The sequence below is a fragment of the Cupriavidus sp. 01L43 genome (assembly GCF_056399925.1).
On sequence record NZ_JBFTSH010000003.1, the window covers coordinates 384,262 to 400,401 of the forward strand.

Here is a 16,140-nt window from a genome sequence, read left to right on the forward strand (position 1 = left end):
TTTCCTCCGACCATAGCGAGACATGGATATCAAACGCACCATCCTGTGGGTCATCTTCTCGATGGCCCTCGTGCTGCTCTACGACAACTGGCAGCGCGCCAACGGCCACGCGTCGATGTTCTTCCCGAGCGCCAACACGCAGCAGCAGGCCGCCCCGGCCGGCGGCGCGAGCGGCGCTGCGGCGCAGGGCGACGTGCCCAAGGCGAACGCATCGGCCACCGCGGGTGCTTCGGCGCCGGGCGCAGTGCCTGGCGCCCCGCAGGCCGCTGCCCAGCCCACGGGCGAGAAGGTGGTGGTCACCACCGACGACCTGCGTGCCGAGATCGACACGGCCGGCGGCATCCTGTCCCGCCTGGAGATGCTCAAGCACCACGAGAAGGACGGCAAGCCGGTCGTGCTGTTCGAACGTGACGCAAACCGCACCTACATGGCGCGCTCCGGCCTGATCGGCGGCGACCTGCCCAACCACACCACGGTGTTCTCGGTTGCGCCGGGTCCGCGTACGCTGGATGGCAAGGACAAGCTCGAAGTGGTGCTGACTGCCGAGAAGAGCGGCGTGAAGTTCGTGAAGACTTACATCTTCCACAAGGGCAGCTATGTGGTGGATGCGCGCTTCGACGTGACCAACGCCGGCACGGCGCCGATCTCGCCGACGCTGTACCTGGAACTGGCGCGCGACGGCAGCAAGGTCGAGCAGTCGCAGTTCTACAGCACCTTCACCGGCCCGGCCATCTACACCGATGCCGACAAGTATCACAAGCTGAGCTTCGAAGACATCGCCAAGGGCAAGGCCACCGTGCCGGCTGCCACCACCAGCGGCTGGGTGGCGATGGTGCAGCATTACTTCGCCTCCGCCTGGATTCCGCAGGCTGGCAAGCAGCACAGCTTCTACGCCGAGCAGATCGATCCGAACCTGTACCGCGTGGGCATCCAGCAGCCGCTGGGCCAGATCGCGCCGGGCGCCTCGGTGACCACCGATGCCCGCCTGTTCGCCGGTCCGCAGGAAGAGCGCATGCTCGAGCAGATCACGCCGGGCCTGGAGCTGGTGAAGGACTACGGCTGGCTGACCATCCTCGCCAAGCCGCTGTTCTGGCTGCTCGAGAAGCTGCATGGCGTGCTGGCCAACTGGGGCTGGTCGATCATCGCGCTGACGGTGCTGATCAAGCTGGTGTTCTTCCCGCTGTCCGCGGCGAGCTACAAGTCCATGGGCAAGATGAAGGACCTGCAGCCGCGCATGACCGCCATCCGCGAACGCCACAAGGGCGATCCGCAGAAGATGAACCAGGAGATGATGGGGCTGTACAAGACCGAGAAGGTCAATCCGCTGGGCGGCTGCCTGCCCATCGTGATCCAGATCCCGGTGTTCATCGCGCTGTACTGGGTGCTGCTCTCGTCCGTGGAAATGCGCGGCGCGCCGTGGCTGGGCTGGATCCACGACCTGTCGGTGCCGGATCCGTTCTACATCCTGCCGGTGGTGATGGCCGTGTCGATGTTCGTGCAGACCAAGCTGAACCCGACCCCGCCGGACCCCGTGCAGGCGAAGGTCATGATGATCATGCCGCTGGTGTTCTCGTTCATGTTCTTCTTCTTCCCGGCCGGCCTGGTGCTGTACTGGGTCGTGAACAACATCCTGTCGATCGCCCAGCAATGGCAGATCAACCGGATGCTCGGCAAGGGCAAGGCGGCGGCGGTGGCCAAGGGCTGATCGCGCTGACATTCGCCTGAGACGAATCTGAAAGTAAGCCCGGCCTCGCGCCGGGCTTACTTTTTTGGTGCGCCGGCGGCGTATGCTTGTGCCCTGATCCAGCCACGATGAAGAGGACGCGAGATGACATGGTCGGCCAGCCAGTACGTACAGTTCGAGGATGAGCGCACGCGCCCGGTGCGCGACCTCGTGCAGGCGATTCCCACCCGCGAGGCGCGGCGCGTGGTCGACATCGGCTGCGGGCCCGGCAACTCGACCGAGGTGCTCGCGGCGCGCTATGCCGGCGCCCAGGTCACCGGCCTGGACAGCGATGCCGACATGGTGACGGCCGCCCGCAAGCGCCTGCCGAATATCGACTTCGCCCTCGCCGACGCCACCACGTGGACCGACGCCGGCCCCTATGACGTGATCCTGGCCAACGCGGTGTTCCAGTGGGTACCTGATCACGCCACGCTGTTCCCGTCGCTGGTGAGCAAGCTCGCGCCGGGCGGCAGCCTGGCCGTGCAGATGCCGGACAACCTCGACGAACCGCCGCACCTGCTGATGCGCGAGACGGCCATGAACGGGCCGTGGTCGCCCAAACTTACGGCGGCGGCGCAGGCGCGCACGCCGCTGGCGTCCGAGCGCTGGTACTACGAACTGCTCAAGCCGCATTGCTCGCGCGTGGATGTCTGGCGCACCATCTACCAGCATCCCCTCAAGGGCGGCCCCGCCGCCGTGGTGGAGTGGTTCAAGGGCAGCGGCCTGCGGCCATTCCTGGCGCCGCTGGACGCCGCCGAGCAGGCCGACTACCTGCGCCAGTACGAAGCCGCGCTGGCCAAGGTCTTCCCGGCGATGGCCGACGGCACGGTGCTGCTGCCGTTCCCGCGCGTGTTCATCGTCGCCACGCGCTAGGGCCGGCAACTCCTTGGGCGCCCTTGTGCGGCGCAGCGGTCACAGCATCTCCGGCGACGCGTGCGCTATCGCCTACACTGCAGTGACACAGTCATTGTCGTGGAGGTCAGAGGTTGCCGATGCCTACCGCCCCCGCCCTGCACCGGAACATGCGTCCGGCCCAAGCCTTCGTGGACCTGGCCACGCAGGGCCTCAGCGCCGTGGAGGACGGGCTGGAACTGGTCTTGCACCGCGATCAGGCAGAGGACGTCCACGCGCTGCGCGTGGCCTTGCGACATCTGCGCGCCGTGGCCTGGGCCTTCGGCCCGGTACAGCCCGCGCGCGTCAAGGCCCGCTGGAAGCGGGCGCTGCGCGACGTGGCGAACGCCGCCAGCGACGTGCGCGACTGGGACGTGTTCGTCATCGAGACGCTGTCCCCGGCGCTGGCCGACCATCCCGGCGATGCCGTGCTGGTGGCGCTGATCGAGACCGCGCAGGCACGCCGGTCGGCCGCGCGGGAAGGCATGGTTACACGATTGTCACGATATCGGCAGGCGCCTTTGCCTACACTGCACCGAGACCTGCTGCACCTTGCCGGGCGCAAATCGCGCGGCAAGCTGGGCGCGTTCGCCCGCAAGCGCATCCGCAAGGCGCGCGATCGGGTACGTGACCTCACCCGCACCGCGCGCGACGGCAGGACCGAGCACCTGCACAAGCTCCGCATCGGCAACAAGCGGCTGCGCTATGCGATCGAAGCGCTGTCCGATGTCCTGCCGAAGCGCTATCGCAAAGGACTGCGCAAGCAACTCGTGGCAAGGCAGGGGGAGCTCGGCGCCGTGATCGACGCCTCGGTGGCACGTCGGCTGATGGCGGAATGCCTCGGTGTATCGACGACCGAATCCATGGCCGAATCGACAGCCAAACCCACCCCGCCCTGACCGCCGGCATGCGCCGCACCCATCCCGTTCTGCGACAATAGTGCCCATGACTGCTCCCCAGCTTCCTATCGCCGCCATCGCTACCGCACCGGGCCGTGGCGGCATCGGCGTCGTGCGCGTCTCCGGCCCCGATGTGGGCACCGTGATGCGCGCGGTCTGCGGCCAGACGCTCAAGCCGCGCCACGCCACCTACCTGCCCTTCCTCGATGCGCGCGGCTGCGTGATCGACCACGGCCTCGCGCTGTACTTCCCCGCGCCGAATTCGTACACCGGCGAAGAGGTGCTCGAACTGCAGGGCCACGGCGGACCGGTGGTCATGCAGATGCTGCTGTCGCGCTGCCTGGAGTCCGGGCGCGAGATTGGCCTGCGCGTGGCCGAGCCCGGCGAGTTCACGCGGCGCGCCTTCCTGAACGACAAGCTCGACCTCGCCCAGGCCGAAGCGGTGGCCGACCTCATCGAAGCCAGCACCGAGGCCGCGGCACGTTCCGCGGCGCGCTCGATGGAAGGCGAATTCTCGAAGGCCATCCACGCGCTGGTCGAGAAGGTCATCCATCTGCGCATGCTGGTGGAGGCCACGCTGGACTTCCCCGAGGAAGAGATTGATTTCCTCGAAGCCTCCGACGCGCGCGGCCAGCTGGCCCGCATCCGCAGCGACCTCGCCGGCGTGCTGAAGCAGGCGCGCCAGGGCGCGCTGCTGCGCGAGGGGCTGTCGGTGGTGCTCGCCGGGCAGCCGAACGTGGGCAAGTCGTCGCTGCTCAACGCGCTGGCCGGCGCCGAACTGGCCATCGTCACGCCGATTGCCGGCACCACGCGCGACCGCGTGCGCGAGACGATCCAGATCGACGGCATTCCGCTCCACATCATCGACACCGCCGGGCTGCGCGAGGATGCGGCCGACGAGGTCGAGCGCATCGGCATCGAGCGCACCTGGGAGGCCATCGGCCGCGCCGACATCGTGCTGCATCTGGTGGATGCCCCCGACTACATCGAACATGGCCTGTCCGAGATCGACGACCACATCGACGACCAGCTCAGCGGCCGCCTGCCGCCGGGTGCGCCGATCGTGCGCGTGGTGAACAAGATCGACATGGCGCCCGCCGCCGGCGAGATGATGTTCGGCGGCAACCGCCCGCACGTGGTGGCCGCCAACGGGCCGAACCCGACCGAGATCTGGATCTCGGCGCGCACCGGCGCGGGCATCGACCTCATGCGCCGCGAGTTGCTGCGTCTGATCGGCTGGCAGTCCGGCAACGAAGGCACGTTCCTCGCGCGCGAGCGCCATCTCACCGCGCTGCGCAACGCCCAGTCCCACCTCGACGTGGCCACCGAACGCGCGCAGCAACAGGCCCAGGCGCTCGACCTGTTCGCCGAGGAACTGCGGCTGGCGCAGGACCACCTCAACAGCATCACCGGCGAGTTCACGAGCGACGACCTGCTGGGAACCATCTTCACGCGGTTTTGTATTGGGAAGTAGGGCCTGCCCGGGCCGCACATCCCTGAACCGGAGTTACACATGCCCCGCGTCTCCAAGGCGGAAGCCGAACGGCACCGCGTCACTATCGAACAGGTCTCCTCGCGGCTGTTTCGCGAGCAGGGGTTTCATGGCATCAGCGTGGCGGACCTCATGGGGGCGGCTGGGCTGACGCATGGCGGGTTCTATGGCCATTTTGCGTCGAAGGATGCGCTGGCGGCCATCGCCTGCACGCGGGCGTTCGAGGAATCGGGCGCGCGCTGGCGCAAGCGGGTGGAGGAATCTCCGGACAAGGCCACCGCCCTCGCCGGGCTGATCGAGAACTACCTGTCCGTGCGCAACCGCAACGCCGCCGGCACCGGCTGCGCAGCGGCGGCGCTGGCCAATGACGTCGCCCGCGAGGGCGAGGAGAAGCCGGTGCGTGCGGCCTTTGTCGACGGTATCCGCGATCTGCTCGAGATCCTCGAGGGCGTGCAGCCGGGCGACGACCCGGCGGCACGGCGCGCGGCGGCCATCGCGCAGCTGTCCACGATGGTCGGCGCGCTCGTGCTGTCGCGCGCCACGCTGGGCACCGGGCTGTCCAACGAGGTGCTGGCGGCGGCCAAGGCGCAGTTGCTGGCGCAGGTTGGCGATGCCGATGGGGTCTCGGGCGGCCCAACCGGGTAAACTGCCGCTTTTCCTCCTCAGCCCCCCTCCAAGATGTCCCGTCTCCGGCAAACCCTTCTCATCATCGTCTTCGTGGCGATCATCGGCATCCTGTGGTTTGTCGGCAATGACACTGGCGAGATCGTGCCGACCGGGCCCGCTCCCGCCGAGACGGCCGAAGTGGTGCCGGCCAGCGTGCCGCGCGGCATTCCGCACGACGGCACGCTCGATCCGATCAGCATCGACGAGAACCGTCCCGCCGACCGGCTGCCCGAGTACGCGGCGGCGGCCCTGCTCAACGACTATCGCGACAACACCGGGGCGGCCGACGACCGCTATCGGGGCAAATACTTCATCGTGGAAGGCGTGGCCAGCGGCATTCGCCGTGAAGGGACGGAGGTGTTTCTGGAGATCCGCACCGATGCGCCGGGCCAGGTGGTCCGCGCCGTGCTGCTGCCGGAACAGATCTGCGGACCGGCCGGGCGCCGATGCGAGGTGGAGGCACGCGCCACGATGGTCCGGCGCGGCCAGAAGGTGGCCGTGGAGTGCACCGGCGCCGGGCTGGCCGAGGGTGGCACGCCGCTGCTGAACGAGTGCCTGGTACGTGGCGGCGCCAACTAAGTCCCCAACGAAGAAGCGCCTCCCGGGCCGCCTGGCCGCCTGACAGCACGGCTGGGCCGATTTTCCCCCTCTGTTCCCCGCATTGACCGCCGCGCCGCACGCCTACAGTACGCAGGCATGCTGCCGGCACTGCGCCCCTCGCTTTTTGTTGTGAGCCCGGGCGGCCGGCACCCTCGCCGACGCGATCCAGGACACACCATGAAGAGAGCAACCCTTGCCGCTGCGCTGGCCCTGCTGGCCACCGGCTGTTCCACCTACCAGGCGGTCACCCCGGTCGACCGGCCGGTCACGTACGACCCCATCGCCGGCTACCAGTCCGGTGCCTATGGCGGCCCGGCCGAATTCCGTGTCGATGGCAACCAGGTGATTGGCGCCGATGGCGCGCTGTTCTGCGTGGTCACCAACCAGGTGAACGGCAATGCCTATGTGGAAGACTTCGCGGCCTCGCTGCGCGCGCGCAACTTCGAGGTGAAGATGCTGCCGCCGTATTCGTCGATCGCCTCGTGCCCGATGACGGCCACCTACACGGCCCAGCGCCAGACCTACGTGACGCCGTTCCTGACGTCGGCGGACATCACCATCTACCGCAACGGCGAGCGCGTGGGCAAGGCCCTGTTCAACGCCAACCGCAGCGCGGGCGGCGTGAACCTGAGCCACCTGATCCCGCCGGCGTCCAAGATCGAGGAACTGGTCGACCAGCTCTTCCCGGGCCTGAAGCCCAAGCCGCAGCCGGCCCAGGCAGCGCCCGCCCCGGCACCGGCGCCCGAGGCAGCCCCGGCGCCGGCACCCGCCGCCTGACCGTCCCCGGTCAGGCCAGCAGTCAGGCCAGCAGTCAGGCCAACCAGCAGCCCAGCCATCAGGCCAGCCGGAACACCTCCACCGCCTGGCGCAGCTCCTGCGCCTGGTGATGCAGGCTCTCGGCGGCCGCGGCGGCCTCTTCCACCAACGCGGCGTTCTGCTGCGTGGTGGTATCCATCTCCGCCACCGCGCCGCTGACCTGGGCCAGCCCCTGCGCCTGCTCGCGGGAGGCCACGCTGATGTCGCTCATCAGCGCCGCCATGCCTTCCACGCGCCGCACCATGTCGTCGATGGCGGAACCGGCCTGCTGCACGGCCTCGTTGCCAGACTTCAGGTCCGTCACGGTCCGCTCGATCAGCCCCTTGATTTCGCCCGCCGCGTTGGCGCTGCGCTGTGCCAGGCTGCGCACCTCGCCGGCCACGACCGCAAAGCCGCGCCCGTGCTCGCCCGCCCGGGCCGCTTCCACGGCGGCGTTCAGCGCCAGGATGTTGGTCTGGAAGGCAATGCCGTCGATCATGCCGATGATGTCCACCACCTGCTGCGCGTTGCGGTGGATCTCGGCCATCGTATCCACCACCTTGCCCACCGTCATTCCGCCCGCGCGGGCGGCCTCGGCGGCGCTGGCCACAGCGGCGTTGGCGTCGTGGGCGTTGTCGGCGTTCTGCTTCACGGTGGCGGAAAGCTGTTCGATGCTGGCCACGGTGCGCTCCAGGCTGCCCGCCTGCGAGGCCGTACGCGACGACAGGTCCGCGTTGCCGCTGGCGATCTGGCTCGTGCTGCCGGCGATGGCCGCCACGCTGCCGCGCACCTTGTCCACGATGCCGGTCAGCCCCTGCCCCACGCCGTCGATGGCGCGCATCAGTTCGCCGATCTCGTCATTGCGCGGGCTGTCCAGCCGGGCAGTCAGGTCGCCCTCGGCCAGCCGGGAGGCCGCGCCGGCCGCGTGCGTCAGCGGCTGGCTGACCATGCGACGCAGCAGCCACCAGAACGCGGCGGACACCGCCAGCGCCACCAGCAGGCCGGCGGCCAGGAAGCGGTTGCGGCTCGCCACCAGTTCGCCACGCAGCGAATCCATCGGCACCGTGCCGGCGATCACCCACTGCCACTCGGGGTAGGTGGCGAACGCGGTCAGGCGTTCGGCGGTGGCGCCATTGCCGTCATTGCCCATGGCCACCGTGTGCACCATCGAGCCCTCCTTGGCGGCGATCATGTCGCGCACCCAGGTCTTGCCATCGGCGTCCTTGGCGTCGATGCGCACMGAGCCCTCGCCGCCGGCCCGGTCGACCAGCACCTTGCCCTGGTCCGCGCCCGGCCGGGCGTCGATCACCATGAAGTGGCCATCGCTGCCGATGGCTTTGCGGCGGATGCGGTTCTTCAGCATCGCCAGCTCGGCCTCGACGTTCACGCCCACGTACAGCGCGCCGACGATCTTGCCGCCGGCGTCGCGCACCGGCTCGTACTTGCTCATATAGGGCTTGCCGAACAGCCACGTCAGCGCGCGGTAGGACTTGCCCGCCGCCACGGCCGTGTAGGCGGCGCCGGCGCGGTCCAGCAGCGTGCCGATGGCGCGCTGGCCGTCCTGCTTCTTGAGCGAGGTGGTCACGCGGATGTAGTCGTCGCCGGTGCGCGCGAACACCGTCGCCACCACGCCGCCGGTGGTGGCGAGGAAGCGGTCGGGCACGTCGAAGCTGTTATTGAGCACGAGGTCGCCGCTGCGGAACGTCGGTGTGGCCTTGCCGGCCACTTCCACGGCCTGCGCCGGGTCCACGCTGTACGGGCCGGGCAATACGGCCGCGAAGCTCAGCATGAAGCGATCGGCTTCCTGGAGGATGGTGTCGTCGAGCTGGCCGACCAGTTCGCTGAGGGTCTGGCTTTCGGCGTAGATGGCCTCGCGGGCCTGGTCCTCGAGCTGATGCATGCTGCTCAGGGACAGCGCCAGCGCGTAGGCGCCGAATGCGATGATCTGGACGACCAGCACCACCAGCGCGATGCGGGTGCCGATGCTCCAGCTACCGGCGAGCGCGCGCGCGCGGCCGGCCGACGCGGGTCGGGAGAGTGAGAGAGAAGTCAAAAGGGGCGCTCCGTGGCAATTCCACGCACCTTTATGGCGCGCGGGCAACGCCCGCTCTGACGGCAGGTCGTCACAGCGTCAATAACGGATGGCGCGCCCCCCGGCTTGAATGGATCGAACGCTTACTCTAATAGGTCACATCAGGATGCAATGCCGATTGCAACCGGTTGCATGGATGTGTTCGATCAAACCTCCAGCCGACCAAGTCGTACAACCGTCACACCCGGCCGAAGCTGGCGCAGCGACGGCATCACCAGCACGCAGTGGTCGTACGGCGTGGTCACCGGCTCGCCATCGCGCCAGCCGATCACGGTGCCCGCCTGGTCGAAGGTTTCCAGCCCCGTGTACGGACCGGCGAAGCGGAAGTCCATGCTCGCGGCCACCACGGGCTCGGTCACGCGCACCACGCGCTGCGCCGCCGGGAGCGGGCGCAGCCAGCCGGCCGGCAAATCCGCTTCTTCGACGATGCCCGCCTGCAGCAGGAAGCGCGCCGTGCAGTCGCGCGCCACGTCCACGGCGGCGGTCTCCCAGTGCTGGCCGCACTCCACCAGCAGCGCGTTGCGCGCGCTGGCCGGGTCGCCGAAGCCGGCGTAGTCGCGCATGCGGCGGCCCTCGGGGTGGCCTTCGTCGACGATGATGTCCGCCGGAGCGCCCAGCGCCTTGGACAGCGCGATGCCCTTGTCGAGCGGCCCGGAGACGATCAGCGGCCGGCTTTTCTCGTGCATCGAGTGCAGGTCGAGCAGCAGGTCCACGGTATCGATCACGGGGCGCATGGCGCGGGCGCGTCGCAGTTCGCTGGAATCGCGCGTGGTGTCGTCGAGCACGGCGGCGGTCCAGACGCGGTTGAAGTCCTGGTCGACGAAGCGCGAGGCATCGGGCCGGGCGGCGTCGAAGGTGGCGTAGGCGTCCACATTGGCGAACGCCAGCGTCAGGCGCCCCCGGCGCGGACGCAGGCCGTGGTCGAGCAGGCCGGCCACGGCGATGGCGCCGCAGACCTCGTTGCCGTGTGTCAGCGCGTTGACCATCACGTGCGGGCCCGGCAGGCCGGAATCGAACGTGTGGACGTAGGCGATGCCGGTGTTGCCGGCGGCGTAGGGGCGGATATCGGGAAAGCTGACCTCCACCGGATAGGCGGCGAAGGCGGGAGGCGTCTGCGTCATGGAAAGAATCCTATTTACTCGCGGATATCGGCGGTCTGCACGATGGTCCGATAGCGGGCCGTCTCGCGCTTGATAAAGATGCCGAACTGGGCCGGATTGGCCGGCGCCACCTCTACGCCGGCTTCGGCCAGCTTCTTGCGGACGTCCGGCAGGGCCAGCACGGCCTGCATCTCGGTGTTCAGGCGGTCGATCACCGGGCGCGGCGTGGCGGCAGGCGCCATCAGGCCGAACCAGACGCCCATGTCCACGCCCTTGAGCGACGGCGTCTCGGCCAGCGCCGGCACGTTCGGCGCCACGCTGGCGCGCTTGCCCTCGGTCACGCCATAGGCGCGTACACGGCCCGCCTGGATATGCGGCAGCGCCGACGACAGCACCATCACGGCGAGGTCGATCTGGCCGCCCAGCAGGTCCGTGGCCATCGCGGAGGCGCCCTTGTACGGCACGTGCGTGATGTTGACCTTGCCCTGCTGCTTGATCAGCTCGCCCGCCAGGTTCAGCGGCGTGCCCACGCCCGACGAGGCGTAAGACAGCTTGCCCGGCTGCGCCTTGGCCAGCGCCATCAGCTCGCCCGCGTCCTTGGCCGGCAGTTGCAGCTTGCCGACCAGCACCATCGGCTGCGTGCCGACGAAGGTGATCGGCGCCAGGTCGCGCTCGCCGTCATAGCGCACGGCCTGGTTGGTCAGGCGGGCGATGGAGACCTCGCTGCCCGAGCCCAGCAGCAGCGTGTAGCCATCCGCCTCCGCCTTGACCACCTTCGACGCGCCGATCGTGCCACCGGCGCCGCCGAGGTTCTCGATCACCACGCTCTGGCCGAGCCGCTTGCCCAGCTCCGGCGCCACGGTGCGGGCGACCAGATCGACGCTGCCCCCGGCGGTGTAGCCCACCACCAGCGTGATGGGCTTGGTGGGATAGCCACCCGCCGCCTGGGCGACGGTGGCGGCGAGGGCACAACAGCTCAGGGAGGCGGCAGCGGCCGCGCGCAGCAGGGTTTTCATGGTGATTTCTCTTCCGGCAGGTGTGGGTGTTGTCCGGCGATGGTAGTGAGCGCCGGGCGCGCCGGCATGCGGCTTTGGCAATGCGGGTTGCCATTTCGGCAATGGGCCGGAATGGTGCAGTTGGACGCACAAATGTGGGTCGAAAATCGACAGAGTTCGCTCCCGATTCTGCGCGCGAATCGACAGCTAAGACGCGTCCTAATCCGCCCGCTGCGCCGCCGCCCGCCAGAACGCCTCCGCCAGCGCGCGCATCGACGCCCGGGGCCGGTAGAGGCGGATGTCGAGGGCGAGGTCGGAGGCGTCGCCGCCGTCCAGATCGGCGCGCACCAGACGGCCCGCGTGGAGGTCGTCGGCAATCAGCCGGGCGGGCAGCCAGGCCAGCCCCATCGACTGGCGCACCATTTCATGCACTGATTCGGCGAAATCGCTCACGGCGATCACATCGAGCCGCGCAGCCAGCTTCCGGCGTGCGATTTCCTGATTGACCATGCGGCCCATGGTCAGCGTCTCGGCGTAGGCGATCATCGGCACGGGCGCGGTGCGCGTGGCGGTCTTGGCCCGATGCAGGCGATAGGCCGGGCCGCCGCGCGCGTCGGCGGCGGCCACGCAGACCAGCCGCTCCACGCCCACCGGGTGAAAGGTGTAGCGCGCGTCGTCCAGCATCACGGGCAGGTCGTGCGGGCTGTAGCAGAGCAGGAAATCGACGTCGCCTTCGGTGAACAGCGCGAGGGCGTCGTGCGTGGCATGGGTGGAGATGCGCGTGCGGAAGCCGGCGCCGGCCGGGTCGTCGCGCAGCGCGTGGCGCAGGCCGGCCAGCCACGCCGGCACCATCGAGCGGGCCAGCGTCTTGCCGGTGGCGATGGTCAGCGTTTTGGCATCAGCGCGGTGTGCGGCCCGCAGCGACAGGCGTGCTTCGTCGAGCGTGCGCAGCGCGGCTTCGGCGGCTTCAAGGAACTGGCGGCCCTCGGCGGTCAGCCGCACGGGAAACGCGCTGCGGTCGATCAGCGGCGCGCCGGCCCAGACCTCCAGCGCCTGCATGCGCCGGCCAAACGCCGGCGGCGTGACATTGCGCAACTCGGCCGCGCGCGCCAGGCTGCCGGCCTGCGCCAGGCAGACGAAGTCTTCGAGCCAACGGATATGCATGGGGGGCGGCGGGCGGGGCAGGCGATGGCGCATTGTAGCGTCGCGCGGTTTGCTCCCCTCGCCCGCTTGCGGGAGAGGGGAGAAAACAACGGGCGCGCGGTTGGCCGACTCGGTTAGAATTTTCCCCCATGGCCACCGAACCGCGCGGCGCCAAGCCGCCGCATCCCGAATACACGATCGACGAACTGGCGCGCGCAGCCGGCACCACGGTGCGCAATATCCGCTCGTACCAGGATCGCGGCCTGATCGATCCGCCCGAGCGGCGTGGCCGGGTCGGCATCTACACGCAAACCCATCTCGGGCGCCTTCGCCTGATCCATCACCTGCTGGCGCGCGGCTACACGCTCGCCAACATCATGGAGCTGCTCAAGGCCATCGTCGAAGGCCACGACCTGCGCTCCATCCTCGGGCTGGAGACGGCCATCAGCAGCCCGTGGAACAGCGAGGCGCCGCGCCAATATTCCTACCTCGCACTGGCCCGGCTGTTCGGCCGTGCGGTGTCGCGCCCGGCGCTGGCCAAGGCCATCGCGCTGGGGCTGCTGGAGCCGGACGGCTTCGGCTACCTCGCGCGCAGCCCGCGCGCGCTGATGGCCGGCGCGGAGATCGCCCGGGCCGGCTTCGGGCTGGAAGACGTGCTGGACATCATCGAGCATTCCCGCAGCCACTTCCAGGCCGTGTCCGACCGCATCGTCGGCATGGTCGTGCGCGAGCTGGACCGCTTTGGCGAAGGCCAGCTACCGCCGCCGGCCGAGGTGCCCCGGCTGGTGGACATCCTCTGGCGCATCCGCCCGCTGGCGATGGTGGCCGTGGAGACCGAGATGATGCGCGCGCTGGAGATCTCGGCCAACAAGTACCTCGGGGACCGCGTCGCCGCGATCCTTGAACACCTGCACGATCCCGCCGCGCCTCCCTCGGAACCTCCCGCCGAGCCCCGCAGCTAGGCCGCGCTGCGGATCGACGGCGCGCGCGTGCTGGCCCCGGCCTGCAGCGCGGTCTGCTCGATCTCCTCGATCAGCGGCCCGATCCGGTTCAGTTCGGCCCGGTTGTCCTCGTCCCACGGATGGAAGCCCGGCCGGAAGTAGTCGAACCATTCCGGGATCATCTTGCGCAGCACACCCGGCGCGCCCCAGAGGAAGTTGACGACCTTGCCGAAGCCGGGCAGCTTGTGGCGGCAGGTCTTGTCCGCCATCACCAGCCGCACGTGGAAGACGAAGACCAGCGCCCAGAACGTGACCGTGGTGGTCAGCATGGTGAACGCGCGCAGCAGGTAGCGGTACGGGCCGGGCTTCATCACGGCGTTCCAGACGTCATAGGCCACGGCCTTGTGCTCGGTTTCCTCGAGCGCGTGCCAGGTCCACACCTGCCGGTAGCCCGGCTCCGAACGGCCCATGTGGCGCGGGTCGGACAGCATGCCGCCGGCCAGCATCGCCGTGTAGTGCTCCAGCGCGATGGTGTGCGCGAGCTGCCACGAGTGCGGCAGGATCTTGCGCAGCAAATTCAACAGTTTTGATACAAAGTTGTCGAGCTGGCTCGCCGGCAGGCCCGCGTCGTCGAGCAGCCGGTTGTAGAGGATGTGCTCGCGCGTGTGCATCGCCTCCTGGCCGATGAAGCCGGCCACGGCGCGCTTCAGCTCCGGGTCGGTGAGCTGGTCGCGGTAGTGGCGCACGCTGTCCATGAAGAAGCGCTCGCCGGCCGGAAAGAAGATCGACAGCGCGTTGATGAAGTGGGTGACGTGGGGGCCGCGCTCGTGCCAGTCGCTGATGCGGGCTGGCGGGAGGTGCGGATGCACGTCGCGACGGACTGGCATCATGATGTGAGCTCCTTGGTGGCGGACGGGACGCCGGCGGCGTCCAGGAACGGCAGGAGGTCGGCCGCCACGCGGTGCGGGTCTTCCTCCATCGGGATATGGCCCAGGCCGGCATAGCGGCGCAGGGTGGCGTTGGGCAGCCGCGCCAGGAAGGCGTCGGCGTGCGCGGGCGGAATCCAGCGGTCGCGGTCGCCCCACAGCACCAGCGTCGGCGCACGCACGCCGGCCAGCAGGTCGGTGGCGAGGTCGGCGAAATCGAGCTTCGGCACCATCCGGCCGATGGCCTCGCGGCTGCCCTCGGCGTAGAAGAAATCGACATAGCGCCGGAAGGTGGCCTCGGGCACGCGCGAGGCGTCGCCGTACACATCGCGCGTGGCCGCCCGGATGATCCACTCGGGCAGCAGGCGCGGCGCCGACCAGCGCACCAGCGCGTGGCGGAACAGATCTATATAGATAGGGAGTTGCATCGGGAAACCGGCCGCATCGATCAGCACCAGCCGGTTGACCAGCGAGGGGCGGCGCACGGCCAGGTCCCAGGCGATCAGCCCGCCCAGCGAGTTGCCGATCAGCGTGGCGCGCGAGACCTGCACGGCGGCCAGGAAGGCGTCGATGAAGTCGCGGTAGACGTGGATGTCCATCGTCACCACGCGGCCGCGTGCGTCGCGCAGCGGTCCGGTCAGGCCGAACGGGGCGATGTCGAGCCGCAGCACGCGGTAGCGCTGGCGCAGCGCCGGCATCAGCCCTTCCCAGGTGTGCAGGGACGCGCCGAAGCCGTGGATCAGCACCAGCGGCTCGCCCTCGGGCACGCCCTCCTCGGTGTAGTGGACCAGCGCGCCCATCACCTGCACCCAGCGCGAGGCCGGCAGCGCGTAGCGGCGTGCCAGCGTGGCGCGAGACAGGCTGAAGAAGCCCACCCGCCCCTGCCCGAACCAGCGCGTGAACGCGCCCGGCGGCGCCTGCAGCGCAGCTTCCCGCGGCAACGCGGCGCGGGTCATGCGCGCTCTCCTTCGCTGGCCGCCGCCGGCGTGCCGTCCGGCATCAGCGTCTTGCGCTTGCGGCGCGTCTCGCGCACCACCAGCGACTGGTACGCCGCCGGCAGCAGGCGCGCCATGGCGTCTGCCGCGTACGCATCGGGCCCCACCAGCACGCGCCGCTTGTTGGCGCGCACGCCGTCCAGGATGATGCCGGCGGCCTTCTCGGGCGTGGTGATGAAGAACTTCTCGAACTCCTCACGGCCCTGCTGGGCATCGCGCACAAGCAGGCCGTTCACGCTTGGCGAGACGCGGCTGTCGCGCGCGATATTGGTCTTGATGCCGCCCGGGTGCACCGTGGTGGCCGAGACGCCGCAGTCCATCAGGTCGAGTTCCTGCCGCAGCGACTCCGTGAAGCCGCGCACCGCGTACTTGCTGGCGTTGTACGCGCCCATGCCGGGCTGCGCGAAGAGGCCGAACACGCTCGAGGTATTGACGATGTGGCCCTCGCCGCTGGCCTTGAGATGCGGCAGGAAGGCCTTCGTGCCATGGACCACGCCCCAGAAGTTGATGCCGATGATCCAGTCGAGATCGTCGTACTGCATGCCGTCCACGGTGCTGGACAGCGCCACGCCGGCATTGTTGAAGATCAGGTTGACACGGCCATGCGCGGCGGCCACGTCGTCTGCCCAGGCGTGGACGGCGGCGCGGTCCGCCACATCGACGAGGTGCGCCGTTATCGTCACACCCGGCGCATGGCGCGCGACCTGCGCAGCGGTTTCCGCCAGCCCCGCCTCGTTGCAATCGGAAATCGCCACGTGGCAGCCCTCCTGCGCGAGCTGGATCGCCAGGCATCGGCCCATGCCCGAACCGGCGCCGGTGATGGCGGCCACCTTGTTTCGAAACACCTTCATGCGGGTCTCCTCTTCTTTTTGCGTGTGG

The 16,140-nt window shown here is 69.2% G+C and carries 15 protein-coding genes; 8 read left to right on the forward strand and 7 right to left on the reverse strand.

Annotated features, from left to right (window positions below; genetic code table 11):
* Positions 1-22: 22 nt before the first annotated feature.
* The 7 genes from yidC (at position 23) to AC1DP9_RS08695 (ending at position 7,051) form a co-directional block, all read left to right on the forward strand.
* A complete protein-coding gene (gene yidC, locus AC1DP9_RS08665; RefSeq protein ID WP_441645438.1) occupies positions 23-1,705 on the forward strand; it encodes a membrane protein insertase YidC in 1,683 nt (560 codons plus the stop codon).
* A 123-nt stretch (positions 1,706-1,828) separates the two neighbouring features.
* Entirely contained in the window at positions 1,829-2,599 is a 771-nt protein-coding gene (gene tam / locus AC1DP9_RS08670) for a trans-aconitate 2-methyltransferase (protein WP_477107074.1), read from the forward strand.
* A gap of 119 nt (positions 2,600-2,718) precedes the next feature.
* On the forward strand, positions 2,719-3,516 hold the full coding sequence (locus AC1DP9_RS08675; RefSeq protein ID WP_477107075.1) for a CHAD domain-containing protein: 798 nt from the start codon (positions 2,719-2,721) through the stop codon (positions 3,514-3,516).
* Positions 3,517-3,562: 46 nt separating this feature from the next.
* Positions 3,563-4,990, forward strand: coding sequence for a tRNA uridine-5-carboxymethylaminomethyl(34) synthesis GTPase MnmE (mnmE, locus tag AC1DP9_RS08680; RefSeq protein ID WP_477105414.1), 1,428 nt, complete (start codon positions 3,563-3,565; stop codon positions 4,988-4,990).
* A gap of 39 nt (positions 4,991-5,029) precedes the next feature.
* The gene (locus AC1DP9_RS08685) at positions 5,030-5,653 is read left to right on the forward strand and encodes a TetR/AcrR family transcriptional regulator (RefSeq protein WP_454757451.1); all 624 of its coding nucleotides are present in this window, start codon (positions 5,030-5,032) and stop codon (positions 5,651-5,653) included.
* Between the two features lie 33 nt (positions 5,654-5,686).
* Positions 5,687-6,253, forward strand: a complete 567-nt coding sequence (locus AC1DP9_RS08690) for an OB-fold putative lipoprotein (protein WP_092291096.1) — start codon at positions 5,687-5,689, stop codon at positions 6,251-6,253.
* Between the two features lie 198 nt (positions 6,254-6,451).
* Entirely contained in the window at positions 6,452-7,051 is a 600-nt protein-coding gene (locus AC1DP9_RS08695) for an Sbal_3080 family lipoprotein (RefSeq protein ID WP_092291094.1), read from the forward strand.
* Positions 7,052-7,109: 58 nt separating this feature from the next.
* On the opposite strand, the gene AC1DP9_RS08700 is transcribed toward AC1DP9_RS08695, so the two are convergent.
* The 4 genes from AC1DP9_RS08700 to AC1DP9_RS08715 all read right to left on the reverse strand — a co-directional run bounded on the left by AC1DP9_RS08700 (position 7,110) and on the right by AC1DP9_RS08715 (position 12,420).
* Positions 7,110-9,122 carry a methyl-accepting chemotaxis protein gene (locus AC1DP9_RS08700; RefSeq protein WP_477107076.1) on the reverse strand — a complete coding sequence of 671 codons (2,013 nt, stop codon included), beginning with the start codon at positions 9,120-9,122 and terminating at the stop codon, positions 7,110-7,112.
* A gap of 185 nt (positions 9,123-9,307) precedes the next feature.
* Positions 9,308-10,282 (reverse strand): M14 family metallopeptidase, encoded by a 975-nt coding sequence (locus tag AC1DP9_RS08705; protein WP_477107077.1) that lies wholly within the window; start codon positions 10,280-10,282, stop codon positions 9,308-9,310.
* Between the two features lie 14 nt (positions 10,283-10,296).
* Positions 10,297-11,277: a Bug family tripartite tricarboxylate transporter substrate binding protein gene (locus tag AC1DP9_RS08710; RefSeq protein WP_477107078.1), complete on the reverse strand. Its 981-nt coding sequence runs from the start codon at positions 11,275-11,277 to the stop codon at positions 10,297-10,299.
* A 198-nt stretch (positions 11,278-11,475) separates the two neighbouring features.
* The gene (locus AC1DP9_RS08715; protein WP_441645443.1) at positions 11,476-12,420 is read right to left on the reverse strand and encodes a LysR family transcriptional regulator; all 945 of its coding nucleotides are present in this window, start codon (positions 12,418-12,420) and stop codon (positions 11,476-11,478) included.
* Positions 12,421-12,548: 128 nt separating this feature from the next.
* On the opposite strand from AC1DP9_RS08715, the gene AC1DP9_RS08720 reads away from it, so the two are divergent.
* Complete coding sequence (locus AC1DP9_RS08720) at positions 12,549-13,361, forward strand: MerR family transcriptional regulator (RefSeq protein WP_477107079.1); 813 nt, start codon at positions 12,549-12,551, stop codon at positions 13,359-13,361.
* Here the strand turns inward: AC1DP9_RS08720 and AC1DP9_RS08725 are convergent.
* The 3 genes from AC1DP9_RS08725 to AC1DP9_RS08735 are packed head-to-tail and all read right to left on the reverse strand — an operon-like array spanning position 13,358 to position 16,112.
* Positions 13,358-14,230: a metal-dependent hydrolase gene (locus AC1DP9_RS08725; RefSeq protein WP_092291082.1), complete on the reverse strand. Its 873-nt coding sequence runs from the start codon at positions 14,228-14,230 to the stop codon at positions 13,358-13,360. The genes AC1DP9_RS08720 and AC1DP9_RS08725 overlap by 4 nt on opposite strands.
* Positions 14,227-15,222 carry an alpha/beta fold hydrolase gene (locus AC1DP9_RS08730; protein ID WP_477107080.1) on the reverse strand — a complete coding sequence of 332 codons (996 nt, stop codon included), beginning with the start codon at positions 15,220-15,222 and terminating at the stop codon, positions 14,227-14,229. Before AC1DP9_RS08730 ends, AC1DP9_RS08725 begins: the two co-directional genes overlap by 4 nt.
* Entirely contained in the window at positions 15,219-16,112 is an 894-nt protein-coding gene (locus tag AC1DP9_RS08735; protein ID WP_092291078.1) for an SDR family NAD(P)-dependent oxidoreductase, read from the reverse strand. The genes AC1DP9_RS08730 and AC1DP9_RS08735 overlap by 4 nt, the downstream gene beginning before the upstream one ends.
* Positions 16,113-16,140: the final 28 nt, after the last annotated feature.